The 14,345-nt window shown below is 38.0% G+C and carries 13 protein-coding genes and 4 pseudogenes; 3 read left to right on the top strand and 14 right to left on the bottom strand.

The features are described 5' to 3' along the window. The 9 genes and pseudogenes from HT719_RS08045 to HT719_RS08005 form a co-directional block, all read right to left on the bottom strand. Positions 1–421, bottom strand: a 421-nt coding sequence (locus HT719_RS08045; RefSeq protein ID WP_172928818.1) for a G5 domain-containing protein, incomplete at its 3' end; no start/stop codon positions are given. 629 nt (positions 422–1,050) lie between these two features. Beyond that, positions 1,051–1,602: a GNAT family N-acetyltransferase gene (locus tag HT719_RS08040; RefSeq protein ID WP_172928816.1), complete on the bottom strand. Its 552-nt coding sequence runs from the start codon at positions 1,600–1,602 to the stop codon at positions 1,051–1,053. Positions 1,603–1,951: 349 nt separating this feature from the next. Beyond that, positions 1,952–2,776: an ammonia-dependent NAD(+) synthetase gene (gene nadE / locus HT719_RS08035; protein WP_172928814.1), complete on the bottom strand. Its 825-nt coding sequence runs from the start codon at positions 2,774–2,776 to the stop codon at positions 1,952–1,954. After that, positions 2,773–4,233 (bottom strand): nicotinate phosphoribosyltransferase, encoded by a 1,461-nt coding sequence (locus HT719_RS08030; protein ID WP_172928813.1) that lies wholly within the window; start codon positions 4,231–4,233, stop codon positions 2,773–2,775. Before HT719_RS08030 ends, nadE begins: the two co-directional genes overlap by 4 nt. A 115-nt stretch (positions 4,234–4,348) precedes the next feature. Then, complete coding sequence (locus HT719_RS08025) at positions 4,349–4,837, bottom strand: DUF6773 family protein (protein ID WP_172928811.1); 489 nt, start codon at positions 4,835–4,837, stop codon at positions 4,349–4,351. Further along, positions 4,827–5,036: a helix-turn-helix transcriptional regulator gene (locus HT719_RS08020; RefSeq protein ID WP_001107500.1), complete on the bottom strand. Its 210-nt coding sequence runs from the start codon at positions 5,034–5,036 to the stop codon at positions 4,827–4,829. Before HT719_RS08020 ends, HT719_RS08025 begins: the two co-directional genes overlap by 11 nt. A gap of 379 nt (positions 5,037–5,415) precedes the next feature. Next, positions 5,416–6,144 (bottom strand): hypothetical protein, encoded by a 729-nt coding sequence (locus HT719_RS08015; RefSeq protein WP_172928808.1) that lies wholly within the window; start codon positions 6,142–6,144, stop codon positions 5,416–5,418. A gap of 15 nt (positions 6,145–6,159) precedes the next feature. Then, positions 6,160–6,699: pseudogene (locus HT719_RS08010) on the bottom strand (ATP-binding cassette domain-containing protein). Between the two features lie 335 nt (positions 6,700–7,034). Then, positions 7,035–7,220: pseudogene (locus HT719_RS08005) on the bottom strand (U32 family peptidase C-terminal domain-containing protein); the annotation flags it as partial. Between HT719_RS08005 and HT719_RS08000 the strand changes: the two are divergent. Further along, the gene (locus HT719_RS08000; protein WP_309598702.1) at positions 7,163–8,062 is read left to right on the top strand and encodes a site-specific DNA-methyltransferase; all 900 of its coding nucleotides are present in this window, start codon (positions 7,163–7,165) and stop codon (positions 8,060–8,062) included. The pseudogene HT719_RS08005 and the gene HT719_RS08000 overlap by 58 nt on opposite strands. Before the next feature lie 287 nt (positions 8,063–8,349). Here HT719_RS08000 and guaA read toward each other — a convergent pair whose 3' ends face one another. After that, the gene (gene guaA / locus HT719_RS07995; RefSeq protein WP_050208596.1) at positions 8,350–9,912 is read right to left on the bottom strand and encodes a glutamine-hydrolyzing GMP synthase; all 1,563 of its coding nucleotides are present in this window, start codon (positions 9,910–9,912) and stop codon (positions 8,350–8,352) included. Positions 9,913–10,053: 141 nt separating this feature from the next. Between guaA and HT719_RS07990 the strand changes: the two genes are divergently transcribed. Continuing rightward, positions 10,054–10,752 (top strand): GntR family transcriptional regulator, encoded by a 699-nt coding sequence (locus HT719_RS07990; RefSeq protein WP_000936194.1) that lies wholly within the window; start codon positions 10,054–10,056, stop codon positions 10,750–10,752. Positions 10,753–10,901: 149 nt separating this feature from the next. On the opposite strand, the gene HT719_RS07985 is transcribed toward HT719_RS07990, so the two are convergent. The 4 genes and pseudogenes from HT719_RS07985 to HT719_RS07970 all read right to left on the bottom strand — a co-directional run. Continuing rightward, positions 10,902–11,798: a DMT family transporter gene (locus tag HT719_RS07985; protein WP_119919370.1), complete on the bottom strand. Its 897-nt coding sequence runs from the start codon at positions 11,796–11,798 to the stop codon at positions 10,902–10,904. 8 nt (positions 11,799–11,806) lie between these two features. After that, a complete protein-coding gene (locus HT719_RS07980; protein WP_138703782.1) occupies positions 11,807–12,742 on the bottom strand; it encodes a serine hydrolase domain-containing protein in 936 nt (311 codons plus the stop codon). Then, positions 12,739–13,464, bottom strand: a complete 726-nt coding sequence (locus tag HT719_RS07975) for a CppA family protein (protein WP_138706310.1) — start codon at positions 13,462–13,464, stop codon at positions 12,739–12,741. The genes HT719_RS07980 and HT719_RS07975 overlap by 4 nt, the downstream gene beginning before the upstream one ends. 83 nt (positions 13,465–13,547) lie before the next feature. Continuing rightward, a pseudogene (locus tag HT719_RS07970) lies at positions 13,548–13,637 on the bottom strand (platelet activating factor); the annotation flags it as partial. 116 nt (positions 13,638–13,753) lie between these two features. Here HT719_RS07970 and HT719_RS07965 point away from each other — a divergent pair. After that, positions 13,754–14,345, top strand: a pseudogene (locus HT719_RS07965) (transposase family protein); the annotation flags it as partial.

The following is a 14,345-nucleotide window of genomic DNA, read 5'->3' as shown; positions in this document are numbered from 1 at the left end:
TCTCAGTTGTTACTTCACTAGTCTTCTTATCTTCTACTGCCTTACCACCTTCGATTTTATAAGTAGTCGTAATGGTTTCAGTTCCTGCCTTACCTGGCCGAGTTGGATCATCTTTCTTTTTCCCTTTATCAAGAGTTGGATCCGCTTCATACTCTGTTTCGATTGGAATTACTTTTGTTTCAACGCTATCCTTAGCCGGAACCTTAACGATAATATTTCCTACTTCATCAACATCAGTCTCCGGTTCCTCTCCTTTACGGCGGGTATCGTCTTTAATAAATGTCACTCCTGTTCCATCAGCATGAACAAAACTTGTATTCAGGATTCCTCCTAAAAATAAAGTTAGCCCGACTATCACAGAACCAAAAATCTTTCCGAGTTTACGTAATGCATAGCGCTTATTGGTATTAGATTTTGCCATTACATCCTCCTTCTAAAAGTTACTACTTAGTATAGCATATTTTCTGGCAAATGTTAAACAATATGTTTCATACATCAAATAAACTTAAAATGATATATTAATTATTGAACTAACACTTTAACTATATCGTAATCAATCTCATATATAGAGGATTGCAGACATCTTATCTAAATACATGCTAATATATTTAGATACAAACATTCCAACTTGATAACTTTCACTCATCTTTCATCATTCCTTATACAACTATGCAGTATAAATAGAATAGTTTGCGCATCAGAATGAGACTATTTTAATGTTAGATATTTTGATAAAAAAACATAAATAAAATTGGTGGAATTTAATTCCCTAACTCGATAGAGGATTCTATTTTAAATTTAACAACAGCTAGGATTACACTATAAAAAGCACATTACCACCTGTTCGGCTGGAGAATCTAGTCGATTAGCTCCCTCTTAGTTACAAGCTTAAAGCGATTTTTTAACTAATACTAAACCAGATTAAAGAAGGAACTAGAACATCTGTCTTGTACTAATCAATATGCTATTTTAAAGTTGCAAATAAACTTAGAATGCCATTTATTATATTTACAATAAATAGTTGACTTCGATAGAAACAGAAAATAGAATTCAACATTCTTCCCTACTTATCTGATAATAAATAAGATCCGCAAGATAGCCTTTTCTCTCTACACCATTAACTATCGTTTGTAGATAGGACATTCCAGCCTTCTCCATGACACGACCTGAAGCTGGGTTGAGACTGGCATATCGAGCTTTGACTTTTTGAAATCCTACTTGAGTAAAACAAAAGTCCAAGACAGCTTTTAAGGCCTCTGTCATAAGACCACGACCCCAATAGTTTTTTCCTAAAATATAGCCAATTTCACAAGAAGAATTGTTCTCATCTATTGCAACGATGCTGATATCTCCTATCACTTGCTCTGGGTTTTCTTTGAGACAAATAGCCCATTTGTAATAGTTGGGATTAGTATAGGAAGCAACCCAGTTACGAATCGAATTTCGAGTCACCTCGAGATCAGGATGGGGATCCCAGGTAACATAGGTCAGATTCTCAGCGGATGAAGCCCAATTTTGAAACATAGCTTCTGAATCACTCTCCACAAATCTTCTTAAAATCAAACGTTCTGTCTGTAATATTTGCGTACCGATAGCTTTCATGATGCTACCTCACTTCCTTATTTCTATGCTCGTAGTAAAAAGGCTCAACTCAGTAACAGCTAGAAAACGAGTTTGTCTTCTAATTTCTTGACGCAGTCGCTGCCTGGTTTGAAATGCGCTCTAGCAAGCTTTTTCAAACCTAGTCATCGTTGCAGGGGTAAGACGATGAAATCGAACTCTTCGAGTTACCGAATCTGCCTCATTTTCTTATTTCTAAACTCGGGGTTCAAGATCCCCCAGACCTACTCTCACTTTTTTATTTCAAGGTGAGAGGCTGAAAACCTCCACTGGAGGTTTTTCTTGCTTTTTAATTTCAGGGCAAGAAGCTAAAAAGGTCCCCCGGACCTTTTCACTCCCAAAAGTCATCAAATACGGTGATGGGTAGGTGGCGTTTATGTTGGCCTTTGTGCCACCAGTTTTCGATTCTTGCTTGGGCTTCTGGGCTGATTGTTTTGCCTTCTAGGTAGTCGTCAATCTCTTCATAAGTGACTCCGAGGGCTACTTCGTCAGCTAGACCTGGTTTATCTTCTTCTAGGTCTGCTGTTGGGATTTTTTCATAAAGGGCTGGGTCTGCACCAAGCTCCTGCAAGAGTTGTTTTCCTTGGCGTTTATTGAGGCGGTAAAGAGGGAGAATATCCGCACCGCCGTCACCAAACTTGGTAAAGAAACCTGTGATATTTTCCGCAGCATGGTCTGTTCCAATGACCGCTCCACTATGGGCACCAGCAAGGGCATACTGAGCAATCATACGGCAACGAGCCTTGATATTGCCCTTATTAAAGTCTGAAACAGGACTACCTGTCACTTCAACTGCAACTGTCATCGCATCAGCTGATTCCTTGATATTAACTACAAAGTTGACATCTGGCTGGATAAAGGCTAGGGCTTTTTGAGCATCTGCTTCATCAGCTTGTACTCCGTATGGCAGGCGGACAGCGATAAATTTGTAGCTATCATCTCCTGTCTCTGCTCGCATTTCTTCCATAGCTAATTGCGCCAAACGCCCTGCTAAGGTTGAGTCTTGTCCTCCAGAAATCCCTAGCACAAAGGTTTTAAGGAAGGGATGTTTTTTCAGGTATCTCTTTAAGAAATCAATGGAACGACGGATTTCTTCCTGGGCATCAATCACCGGTTTGACACCCAATTCTTGGATAATGGTTTCTTGCAAACTCATTCTTCATCTCCTTCACCAAGGGCTTCCTTGCGCATCTTATCAATCAAGTCCATCTTATCTTGCCATACATCACGCGCCAAATCCACTGGATAATGCTGCGGATTGAGCACACGCTTGTACTCATCCCAAAGCTTGTCAAATTCCTTACGAGCATAAGCCTGAATCTCAGTCAAGCTAGGCAGGTTGTAAATCAATTTTCCGTCTTTGAAGATATCCACTAAGAGAGGAACAGCGTCAAAATTACGAACCGTCTTCTTGATGTAAGTATAGGTCGGATGGAACATCTTGATTTCTGTCATGCTGGCAACATCTACGCCGTCATAAGTGATATAATCGCCTTCTGACTTGCCTTTTTCACGACTGGTAATGCGCCACACCTGCTTCTTACCTGGCGTCGACACTTTTTCCGCATTATTTGACAGCTTAATGGTATTACGCATGTTCCCATTTTCATCTTCGATCGCAACAATCTTGTAAACTGCACCAAGAGCTGGCTGGTCATAGGCTGTAATTAGCTTGGTACCCACACCCCAGACATCAATCTTGGCCTTTTGCATCTTGAGGTTGAGGATAGTATTTTCGTCCAAATCATTAGAAGCATAAATCTTAGCCTCTGTAAATCCAGCCTCGTCCAGTTGCTGACGAACTTTCTTGGAAATGTAGGCAATATCCCCAGAGTCAATCCGCACACCCATAAAGTTAATCTGGTCACCCAGTTCACGCGCCACCTGAATGGCAGCTGGTACACCGATGCGAAGGGTGTCATAGGTATCCACAAGAAAGACACAATTTTTGTGGGTCGCAGCGTAAGCCTTGAAAGCTTCATAGTCATTGCCATAAACCTGTACCAAGGCATGGGCATGGGTTCCCAAAACAGGAATGTCAAAGAGCTTACCCGCACGCACGTTGCTGGTTCCATTGGCGCCACCAATCACCGCTGCGCGTGTTCCCCAGATGGCCGCATCCATTTCTTGAGCCCGACGTGTCCCAAACTCCATCAAGGGTTCATCTTCGATAACCGAACGAATACGAGCTGCCTTCGTCGCCACCAAGGTCTGGTAGTTGACGATGTTCAAAAGAGCCGTTTCGACCAACTGACATTGGGCTAGAGGTCCTTCCACCTGCACAATCGGTTCATTAGCAAAAACCAAATCCCCTTCTTGGGCAGAACGAACGGTCAACTCCAACTTGAAATTGCGAAGGTAATCCAAGAACGCCCCATGATAACCAAGCGACTCCAAATAGGCTATATCACTATCTGAAAAACGCAAGTCTTCAAGATAGTTCACAATTCTTTCCAAACCTGCAAAAACCGCATAGCCGTTCTTAAAAGGCTGTTGGCGGAAATATACCTCAAAGACCGCCTTCTTATTGTGAATCCCTTGGTCAAAGTAAACCTGCATCATGTTAATCTGGTACAAGTCCGTGTGCAATGTCAAACTATCATCTGGATACATACTTTTCCTACTTCCTTAGCTAGAAACCCATGAAAATTTTCAAGAACTTTCATGTATTCCAATAAATTAGTACTATTATATCACATTTTAGCTGGATTGAGAAAAGAGTAACAAGCTATTCTCCACTCTCCAATTCATCCATATCTTGTTCAAATTTTTTCTGAGCCCATTCGCCATAGCTCTTAAGACCAAGATTGCCAATAAAGACCCATGGAAGGTAAATGATATAAGTAATGACCCAAGCAGACAGGTATTTAAAATTCAAAGGATTGTGCTGATAAATTTCTATGTTGAATTGATAATTCTGCAACATCAAAAGAGCCGTAATAGCCAAGGTTAGGAAAAAACAACCCAAAATCGTAAAATGAAAACGACTATAGTAGGTCACTCCCAGATAACGGGCACGGTTGAAAAAGAAGAAAATTCCTACTATCAGAGTATAGACTAGAAAATTCGGATTAAAAAGAGAGGGAGCTAATACAGCCACCAAATAGCTTAAAAGCACAAGTCCAATGAAAAGGGTAAAGGATTCCGCTCCAGCTTTATTGATTAGTTGTTCTTCTCTTTCATCAAGTAATTGATAATGAATGAATTTATTTACCATCTTCTTCCTCCCAAAATAGTTGGTCTAGGGTTTTCCCTAAACATCTGCAAATGGACTGGCAGAGCGAGAGACTGGGATTATATTTTCCCGCCTCTATCAAACCAATAGTCTGGCGCGTCACCCCAACAGCCTCTGCCAGTTGACCTTGAGTTAAATCAAGCTCTACACGAGCTAATTTTAATTTTAAATTTTTAGCCACCTGCGTCCTCCTTATAGTTTTAATACTCATCTACTCTTAAAAAATCCAAAACCAACACAAGCTGTCAGCTATTTATTATAACCTCATTAATTAGCACTCCAATATTATCTTCAGCCTAAAATCAGTATGTTGGATTGTTTGAAATAAACTTCCTAGTTTGCTATTTTATTTTTTGTTTAGTATTAGCTTTAGTAGGGTCTTTTAAACGAGTTTTGATTGCTTGTATTTCTTGTTTAGTTGATTTCATATCACTATTATATAATGCTTTTGGAAATGAGTCTAGCATAAGACAAAAACGTGTACACAACAAGAGTAGGAGCATAGCAAGATGACTGATTTTTTGCTGGATTTTAAGTCTGCAAAATAATACTAAACGAAACTAAAATGAATACTCCTTACTTTTCTTGAGAGTGAAAAAATACAATAAAATGATTGTAGTGATTACCACAAGATACTGACTAATAGACATCGTATTTGAAGCCACAAATACAGGTAAGGAATAAAAAGGAAGAAGTTCAATTGCTTTGATAAACAAATCATTACTAGTATTCATCATAATCGTATTTAATATATTAGGGATAAAGAGTAGTAAAGCTACTAAAATACCAAATACTAAGCCACTTTTCAATTTGTATAAATAGAAAATGTAAGATAATAGAAAATAAAATAGGACTAACAAAATTGTATTGACTACAATGGCTACTATAAAATCTAATCCTAAATCACCTGGAACACCCAATTTACTTACGATGACTAGTAACACAATACCATTCAAAGCATAGATAATGGAAACTGAGATGGCATATAGAAAATTGGACAAGACGTAAAACATCCGATTTTTCTGTTGATTATAAAATAAACTGATCGTATTGTAGGAAAAATCCCTGCTAATAATTCGATTAGCATGTATAACAGCCATTAACATACCGAGCATAGCATAAAAGTTTGAAATATGCTTAATACCAAGCGATGTCCCTTGAGTCTTTAGAATAAAGAATGTAACCAATATCGGCGGTATAAACGAGATAATCAAACCGAGATATATTACGCCTGATGAATATAAATCCCTTATATTTTCCTTAAAAAAATTCAATTTATTTAATTTCATGATTATAACCTTCCTTTATTTTAAACGATTTAGATAAATATCTTTAAGCGTCTCTTTTTTAGTTTCAAAATCAACTACTTTAATAGAGTTTTCGTTAAAAAATTTAAAAAGCTCACTACTTTGAATATTCCCAGACATCGTAATTCTCAGTCCCTCTTCCTAAACAATATCCCAAAATTCTTGTTTGGTAATGAAAATGTCTCTATCTGTAGCTGATGAAAAAGCTATCTCAAACAAGAAATTATGACTATCTTTTCCTACTTTTTGAAATGTCAAAAGCCCGTTCTCCAAGAAAAGAACCCTCTCACAAATTTCTTCAATACATTATCACTGCTTATAATATTACCTGAAGTCGGTTGATTATTCTGAGCAAGAATTTTCATCAACGCACTCTTACCAACTCCATTTCTCCCTACTAGACCAACAATTTCACCCTTGTTAAGTGCAAAATTTATATCTTTGAGAATGATTGAATGACCATAATGCTTACTTACATTTATAACTTCCATTTTTTATTCCCCCATTAATATTCTTGGTTTTCTCTTTGATTCTCATTAATTTTAAAAAGTTGCGCCTCTTTTTAACAACATTATATCATATATCTAACTTAATGCAATATATAAATGTCATTTTGTAAAATTTTATTAACAAAAAACTCTCTACAACAAAATAATAGAGAGTTTTCTGCTTATTAATTTTTTTCAAAATATCTAAGACATCACTTCTTTGTTTAATTTGATAGGCTTTGATACCTAAGCTCCGACTTTATCACTTAAAAAATAAAAAAGGACAGCTAATCTATTGCGCATCAAGGGATTTCGCCATTCTTTAATCTCGTTTAAGTGTTGTATATGGAGCTTTGCATAATTTTTTAAAACTAAACAACTACATTAAGCACGAACTGTGACGCTGGTTCCATCTTCCTTATAAAGATTGATGAGACCCTCTTTAAGAGCTCGAACCATGTCTCCAGCTTGAACAGGTTGTGGGACTTTAATAGTCAAGAGTTCCATTGGATTTGGAGCACGGTCGATTTTATTGCCTTTGGCATCGTGAAGATCCTCAATATAGGTTTCAATTTGAAGATACATGGACTTCGATTGAGGATTACAAAGAATTTTTATCTGTAAGATTAGAAGAATGCAAAAGAGTGCTAAAAAATAGTGGCAGTATTTTCGTTCATTGTGATAAAATTGCAAATCATCATATTAGATTAATTTTAGATAATATCTTTGGAGCAGATATGTTTCAAAGCGAAATTATATGGAACTATAAACGGTGGTCTAATTCAAAAAAGGGATTATTGAACAATCATCAAAACATTTACTTTTATTCAAAGTCAAAAGATTTTAAATTTAATACAATTTTTACAGAGTATTCTTCTACTACAAATATCGACCAAATACTAGTGGAACGAAAACGAGATGGAAACTCTAAAACTATATATAAAGTTGATAATAATGGTAACTATCTTCTAGCAAAAGAGAAAAATGGAGTTCCCCTTTCAGATGTTTGGAATATACCATTTCTTAATCCAAAAGCTAAAGAAAGAGTAGGTTATCCTACACAAAAACCTATTCTGTTATTAGAACAAATTATAAAGATTGCTACTGATAAAAATGATATAGTTTTAGACCCGTTCTGTGGAAGTAGAACTACTTTAGTAGCCTCCAAGATTTTGAATAGAAATTATATGGGGATTGATTTATCTGAGGAAGCTATCAATATAACTCAGCAACGTCTGGAAAATGTTATAAAAACAAGTTCAAATTTATTGAATAAAGGAATCGAAGCATATAGAACCAAAACTGAGGAAGAGGAAAACATTCTTAAATTATTACAGGCAAAAATTGTTCAAAGAAATAAAGGAATTGATGGTTTTTTACCTAAACATTTTCAAAAAAACCGATACCTATAAAAATTCAAAAAAATAATGAATGTCTGAATGAAAGTATCTCTTTATTACAGAATGCTATAAACTCCAAAAAACTTGATTTTGGAGTAGTTATAAAAACTCATTCAGATAATTTATTATTTGATTTTGATACGATTCCTGAAAATATAATAGTAGTTGACCATTTTGAACTTACAATCGAAAAATGGTTAAGTAAAAGTCAACAGTTACTATAGTTTGCAAATTATTTACAGAAAGAACAAAAAATGCTCTGAAACACTGATTTCAAAGCATTTTTTATTAGTTTAAAATTACTCCCACTCAACTGTTGCAGGTGGTTTACTTGTAATATCATAGACGATACGGTTAACATGATCCACTTCGTTTACGATACGTACTGAGATTTTTTGAAGGACATCCCAAGGAATTTTGGCAAAGTCCGCAGTCATACCATCAATAGAGGTAATAGCACGGATTGCAATCGTGTAGTCGTACGTACGACCGTCACCCATAACCCCAACTGAACGAACGCCTGTATTGACCGTGAAGTATTGCCAAATATCGCGGTCAAGACCAGCTTTAGCAATTTCTTCACGAAGAATAGCGTCCGACTCACGAACAGTTTCAAGTTTCTCTTCAGTGATTTCACCCATGACACGGATAGCAAGTCCTGGTCCTGGGAATGGTTGGCGCCATACGATATGGTCTGGCATACCAAGCTCTGTACCAAGGGCACGAACTTCGTCCTTGTAAAGAGTATTGAGTGGTTCGATCAATTCAAACTGCATGTCTTCTGGAAGACCACCCACGTTGTGGTGTGACTTGATAGTTTGAGCTGTATCCGTACCAGACTCGATAACGTCTGTATAAAGAGTTCCTTGAGCAAGGAATTTCACATCTTTGAGCTTGCTTGCTTCGTCATCAAAGACATAGACAAACTCGTTACCGATGATTTTACGCTTTTGTTCAGGGTCAGAAACTCCTGCAAGTTTATCAAGGAAACGTTTAGCTGCGTCTGCTTTGACGATATTCAAACCAAACTTACCACCAAGCATGTCCATAACTTGGTCCGCTTCTCCTTTACGAAGAAGACCGTGATCCACGAAGATACAGATCAATTGATCGCCAATCGCTTTTTGGAGAAGAACTCCAACAACTGAAGAGTCAACCCCACCTGAAAGGCCAAGAAGGACACGTTTATCACCAACAGTCTCACGGATTTTTTGGATCTGCATGTCGATGAAGTTATCCATTGTCCAATCGCCTTTAGCCTTACAGATGTTAAGGGCAAAGTTACGAAGGATATCATTTCCGTATACAGAATGACGAACTTCTGGGTGGAATTGGATACCGTAAATGTGTTTATCTGGATTTTCGATGGCTGCGTAAGGGCAGTCAGCTGATGTTCCAGTACGAACAAAGTCAGCAGGAATCTCAGTAACCGCATCACCATGGCTCATCAATACAGTTTGTTCATCAGGTGTTGATTCAAAAAGAGATGATGGTGTGTGTGTTAGGGTTGATTGACCGTATTCACGATTTCCAGCATCACCTGCAGGAACAACTTTTCCTCCAAGTTTATGGGTCAATAACTGCATACCATAACAGATTCCCAAAATTGGAATTCCGAGTTCGAAGATTTCTGGGTCAATATCAAATGAACCATCTTCATATACAGAGTTTGGACCACCTGATAGAATAATTCCTACAGGATTGACTTCACGAACTTCAGCAGCTGAAATTTTATGGCTCTTTAGTTCTGAAAAAACACCAATCTCACGGATACGGCGTGAAATCAGCTGGTTGTATTGGCTACCATAGTCCAATACGATGATTTTTTCTACATCTTGCAAATCAGTTGAAATGTTGCTCATCTTTTTCCTTTCTCAAAAGAAATATCTTTTCTCAATATTCTATCACAAATAAGGGCGAATTACCAACTAAACAAGGCGAAGTTTGACTTTTTCTAGTTTATTGGGGTACAATAGAGAAAAGATAGAAATGAAGTGAAAAATATGCTACCTGCTTATATGAAAATCCACGATCAGATTAAAAAGGATATTGACGAGCACCGTTGGGCTATTGGTGAGAGGCTTCCCAGTGAAAGAGATTTAGCAGAGCAGTTTTCGGTCAGCCGCATGACCCTCCGCCAAGCCGTATCTCTATTGGTTGAAGAAGGTGTTTTAGAGCGCAGAGTTGGAAGTGGCACCTTTGTGTCCAGTACTCGGGTACAAGAAAAGATGCGAGGGACAACCAGTTTTACTGAAATTGTTAAGTCCCAAGGTAAAGTACCCTCTAGCCAGCTCATTTCCTACAGAAAAACCATTCCCAATGAGCAGGAAGTTGCCAAGCTAGGAATTTCTCCTACCGAAAATATTATCCGAATGGAGCGGGTCCGCTATGCCGACAAAGTTCCTCTGGTTTATGAAGTTGCTTCTATTCCTGAAAAATTCATTAAGGACTTTAAAAAAGAAGAAATCACTAGTCATTTCTTCCAAACACTGCAAAAACATGGCTACCGTATTGGTAAATCACATCAGACCATCTATGCTCGCCTTGCTAAGGAAAAAATCGCCCACTATTTAGAAGTTGAAAAAGGACATGCTATTCTTGGTCTGACTCAGGTTTCCTACCTAGAAGATGGTACTGCTTTTGAATACGTAAAAAGTCAATATGTAGGCGAACGTTTTGAATTTTATCTTGAAAACAATTAATACTCTTCGAAAATCTCTTCAAACCGCGTCAACGTCGCCTTGCCGTACTCAAGTACAGTCTGCGGCTAGTTTCCTAGTTTGCTCTTTGATTTTCATTGAGTATAAAATACTACGCAAAAACTCTCTGTCACGGACGACAAAGAGTCTTTTTATTTTTCTAAGAGTAAATCTTTCAAAGAAATCAGGGTTACAGCAAACAATATCATTGCCATACCAAGAAAATCAATGGGATAAAATTGTTCATTCATGATTAGGAAAGCAAAGAAAACAGCCGAAATTGGCTCAATTGAAGCCAACAAACTTGACTTGACCGGCCCAATCAGACTGGCTCCTTTTAGAAAGGCTGTATAGGCAAAGACAGTCCCGATAAGGATAATGCCCGCAAAAGCGAGGAGAAAATCAAGACTAGTTGGGATAGCAGTCTGTAGAACTCCTGTAAAAGGAAGGGCAACCAAACCTGCTATGACCCTTCCCACACCAATGACCAAACTGCTCCCCCACTTCTTAATCAAGGTTATGGGCAAAATGATATACAGGGCGTAAGTCAGAGCAGAAAAGAGCCCCCAGAACAGTCCCGAAGGTGTCATAGATAACTGGTCCAACTGCCCATGAGTGGCGATCAGGAAGGTCCCTCCAATGGCTAATATGATAGAACCTATCTCTCCCAGTGTCGGTACCACCTTATCCTTGATACAGCTATAAATCAAAATTCCGACAGGACAAACATACTGAAGTACTGTCGCGGTACCTGCATTGGTCTCCTGAATAGCAGTTAGATAGGCAAATTGATTGAGAAATAGACCAATTAGAGCAAAAATAAGAAGAGACAGCAAACTCTTCTTATTCGTTAAAAAGGCCAGCATTTTATCCTTTGCAGTGGCATAAGCCAAGAGCATGAGAATTCCACCAGCGATTAAAAGGCGCAAGTTGGTCAAGACCAGAGCTGAAATTCCGTGTGCCATCAGGTATTGGCCACTCGTTCCTGACAAGCCCCAAGCTATCCCTGCCACAACTGTTAGTAAAGTCCCTTTTAAACTATTTGACATGTCTCTCCTTACTCTTCTTTGCGAATCAAGTTCATCACTTGATTGCGGTCTACAATCCATTGAGCCCTCTCATCCTTTTCATAGGTACGATTCGATAGGAAAATGGCCGCTTCTTGCTTCTGACGATTCCACATGATAAAGGTACCTGTATAGCCCGTATGGTCTAGCCAATCTCCTGCCAAATTCCATGCCAAAGAACGTTCCTTGTCATCCAAAGGTGAAAAATTTTGACTCAAATCTCTTGCAAAATCATCTGCTAAATAGTGTTCTAAAAAGATTTGTAAATCCTTTACAGTCGAAAACAAACCAGCACTACCTGCATGTCTGCCCAAGAGGCGAGCCTTGGGATCATGTACCAGACCTGCCTCGACACCTCTAACTGTTGGAACAGCAAGCTCAACAGGTCCAAATTGGGTTTCCGTCATTCCCCACGGTTTCCAAACTTGTTCTTGTAAAATTACATCCAGTTCTTGATTAAAGATTCTTTCCAAAATAAAGCCCAAAAGCAAAAAATGGACATCTGAATAAAGAAAGGCTGGCTGACTTCGTCTCTTGAGATGAAACATCGCTTCCTTTAATTCAGAAGCTGTTAAAAGGTCTCGATTGGGAATAAAAGGATCAAGATTTGTAGTATGGGTTAAGAGCTGGCGAATAGTGATGTCTGGATAATCACTCTCAGCTAAAAAATCTGTTACCGGTCTGTCAATATCTAATTGACCTTTTTCCCACAAGAAGGTAAAAACGGTGCCAACCCCAACAACCTTGCTGACACTAGCTAGGTCATAAACTAGTCCTGCCTCAGTCTGCAAGCCATGCTCTGGGTCACTCTGGCCTAAATAGAACTCCGTCCATTGATTGTCCTTAAAATACGCAAAAGAGGCTCCGGGATAGATCCCTGCCTCGATTTGGTCTTCTATTTTTTTAATAATCTTGGTCCACTTCATACTTCTTCAAACCACAATTCAACATTATTTCTATCTTTACCAAGGAAGAATTTTTCAGACTTAGGAATAAAATATTCGGTAGACTCAAATTTCTGGCGTAGACTTGCTATGTCTAATTCATTAACCAAGAACTTGAGCATAGATAAGTCCCAAGTAACGGCATTATCCACAGTCAAGTCTTGACCCTGAGCTGGGATAAAATCAAGTGACGCCCCAATTTCAGATAGTTCCAAGAAACTATCTACATCCGTTGGGAGGTGTAATTCCATAGAAATCTCAAATTTACTTAAAGAAATTGATTCCAAATCTGTTTGAAATTCAGGATTTTCTTCTACTTCTACTAGACTTGCTCTATCATCTTCCGCATGAATCAAAATCAAATCATCTTCTGGTGAAAAAATTTCAAAAGCGTAGCCATTTTGCCCCTTATATAATTGATGAATCGAATCTGTTTTAGATAAGAGTCCTTCGATTTCCAAGGGATTTTCCACCTTGACAATCAATCTAGCTAGTTTTTTTCTTCCCTCTACCTTACGAGTGCGCATACTTGGAGCTTCTTCTAAAACCAGCTTTTCAAGACCTGTTTGGTCGCCTAGTGACAGAAAGGCTGATTCTTCTAACAAGGCCTTCATGCCAAGGGTTTCAATATAAAATGTTTCATTTAATTTTCTATTATTAACTTTTAAAGTAGGAATAATCCGTACAATCTGATTTACATTCATAAATTCCTCCATCACTTTTTATTTTAAAGGATTTTAGAATTTTTTACAAGATATTATGCTCAAATTTAACTTTATTTAGCTATTTAGTAAAGATAGCCTTTCAAGGCTTTTGTCAAAACCTGATAACCAGCAACACTGAGGTGCAGTCCATCAGTTGTATATTCTGGCTCTATAATATTTGTAGTGGGTAAATCCCCTATAGATATTATGGAGCCTATTTTTGTGTAGAAAAAAAGTCCCATATCATCTATAATGAAAAGCGACAAAATAACTCATTAGAAAGAATCATATGGAACAATTACATTTTATCACAAAACTACTCGATATCAAAGACCCTAATATCCAGATTTTAGACATCATCAATAAGGATACACACAAGGAAATCATCGCCAAACTGGACTACGACGCCCCATCTTGCCCTGAGTGCGGAAGTCAAATGAAGAAATATGACTTTCAAAAACCGTCGAAAATTCCTTACCTTGAAACGACTGGTATGCCTACTAGAATTCTCCTTAGAAAGCGTCGTTTCAAGTGCTATCATTGTTCTAAAATGATGGTCGCTGAAACTTCTATCGTCAAGAAAAATGACCAAATCCCTCGTATTATCAATCAAAAAATTGCGCAAAAGTTGATTGAAAAGACTTCTATGACCGATATTGCCCATCAGCTGGCCATTTCAACTTCAACTGTCATTCGAAAGCTCAATGACTTCCACTTTGAGTGTAATGTTAGAAATCTGCCTGAGATTATGTCTTGGGACGTTGAAACAGTCCGGGGAGTGACTGTTTCAATCGGGAGATGGAGATGAGCTTCATTACGCAAGATTTTAACAATCTCAATATCATCACTGTTCTTGAGGGAAGAACACAAGCTATCATTCG

Origin of the sequence: Streptococcus sp. k-378 (assembly GCF_013277505.1) — a bacterium.
In the GTDB taxonomy this organism is placed as follows: Bacteria; Bacillota; Bacilli; order Lactobacillales; family Streptococcaceae; genus Streptococcus; species Streptococcus pseudopneumoniae.
Note: the sequence above shows the minus strand (reverse complement) of the source record. Positions and strands in the feature narration are given on the sequence as shown.

Coding starts and splice junctions, on each gene's coding strand:
- HT719_RS08040 (WP_172928816.1), bottom strand. CDS start 1,602: ATGAAAGCTATCGGTACGCAAATATTACAGACAGAACGTTTGATTTTA.
- nadE (WP_172928814.1), bottom strand. CDS start 2,776: ATGAGTTTGCAAGAAACCATTATCCAAGAATTGGGTGTCAAACCGGTG.
- HT719_RS08030 (WP_172928813.1), bottom strand. CDS start 4,233: ATGTATCCAGATGATAGTTTGACATTGCACACGGACTTGTACCAGATT.
- HT719_RS08025 (WP_172928811.1), bottom strand. CDS start 4,837: ATGGTAAATAAATTCATTCATTATCAATTACTTGATGAAAGAGAAGAA.
- HT719_RS08015 (WP_172928808.1), bottom strand. CDS start 6,144: ATGAAATTAAATAAATTGAATTTTTTTAAGGAAAATATAAGGGATTTA.
- guaA (WP_050208596.1), bottom strand. CDS start 9,912: ATGAGCAACATTTCAACTGATTTGCAAGATGTAGAAAAAATCATCGTA.
- HT719_RS07990 (WP_000936194.1), top strand. CDS start 10,054: ATGCTACCTGCTTATATGAAAATCCACGATCAGATTAAAAAGGATATT.
- HT719_RS07985 (WP_119919370.1), bottom strand. CDS start 11,798: ATGTCAAATAGTTTAAAAGGGACTTTACTAACAGTTGTGGCAGGGATA.
- HT719_RS07980 (WP_138703782.1), bottom strand. CDS start 12,742: ATGAAGTGGACCAAGATTATTAAAAAAATAGAAGACCAAATCGAGGCA.
- HT719_RS07975 (WP_138706310.1), bottom strand. CDS start 13,464: ATGAATGTAAATCAGATTGTACGGATTATTCCTACTTTAAAAGTTAAT.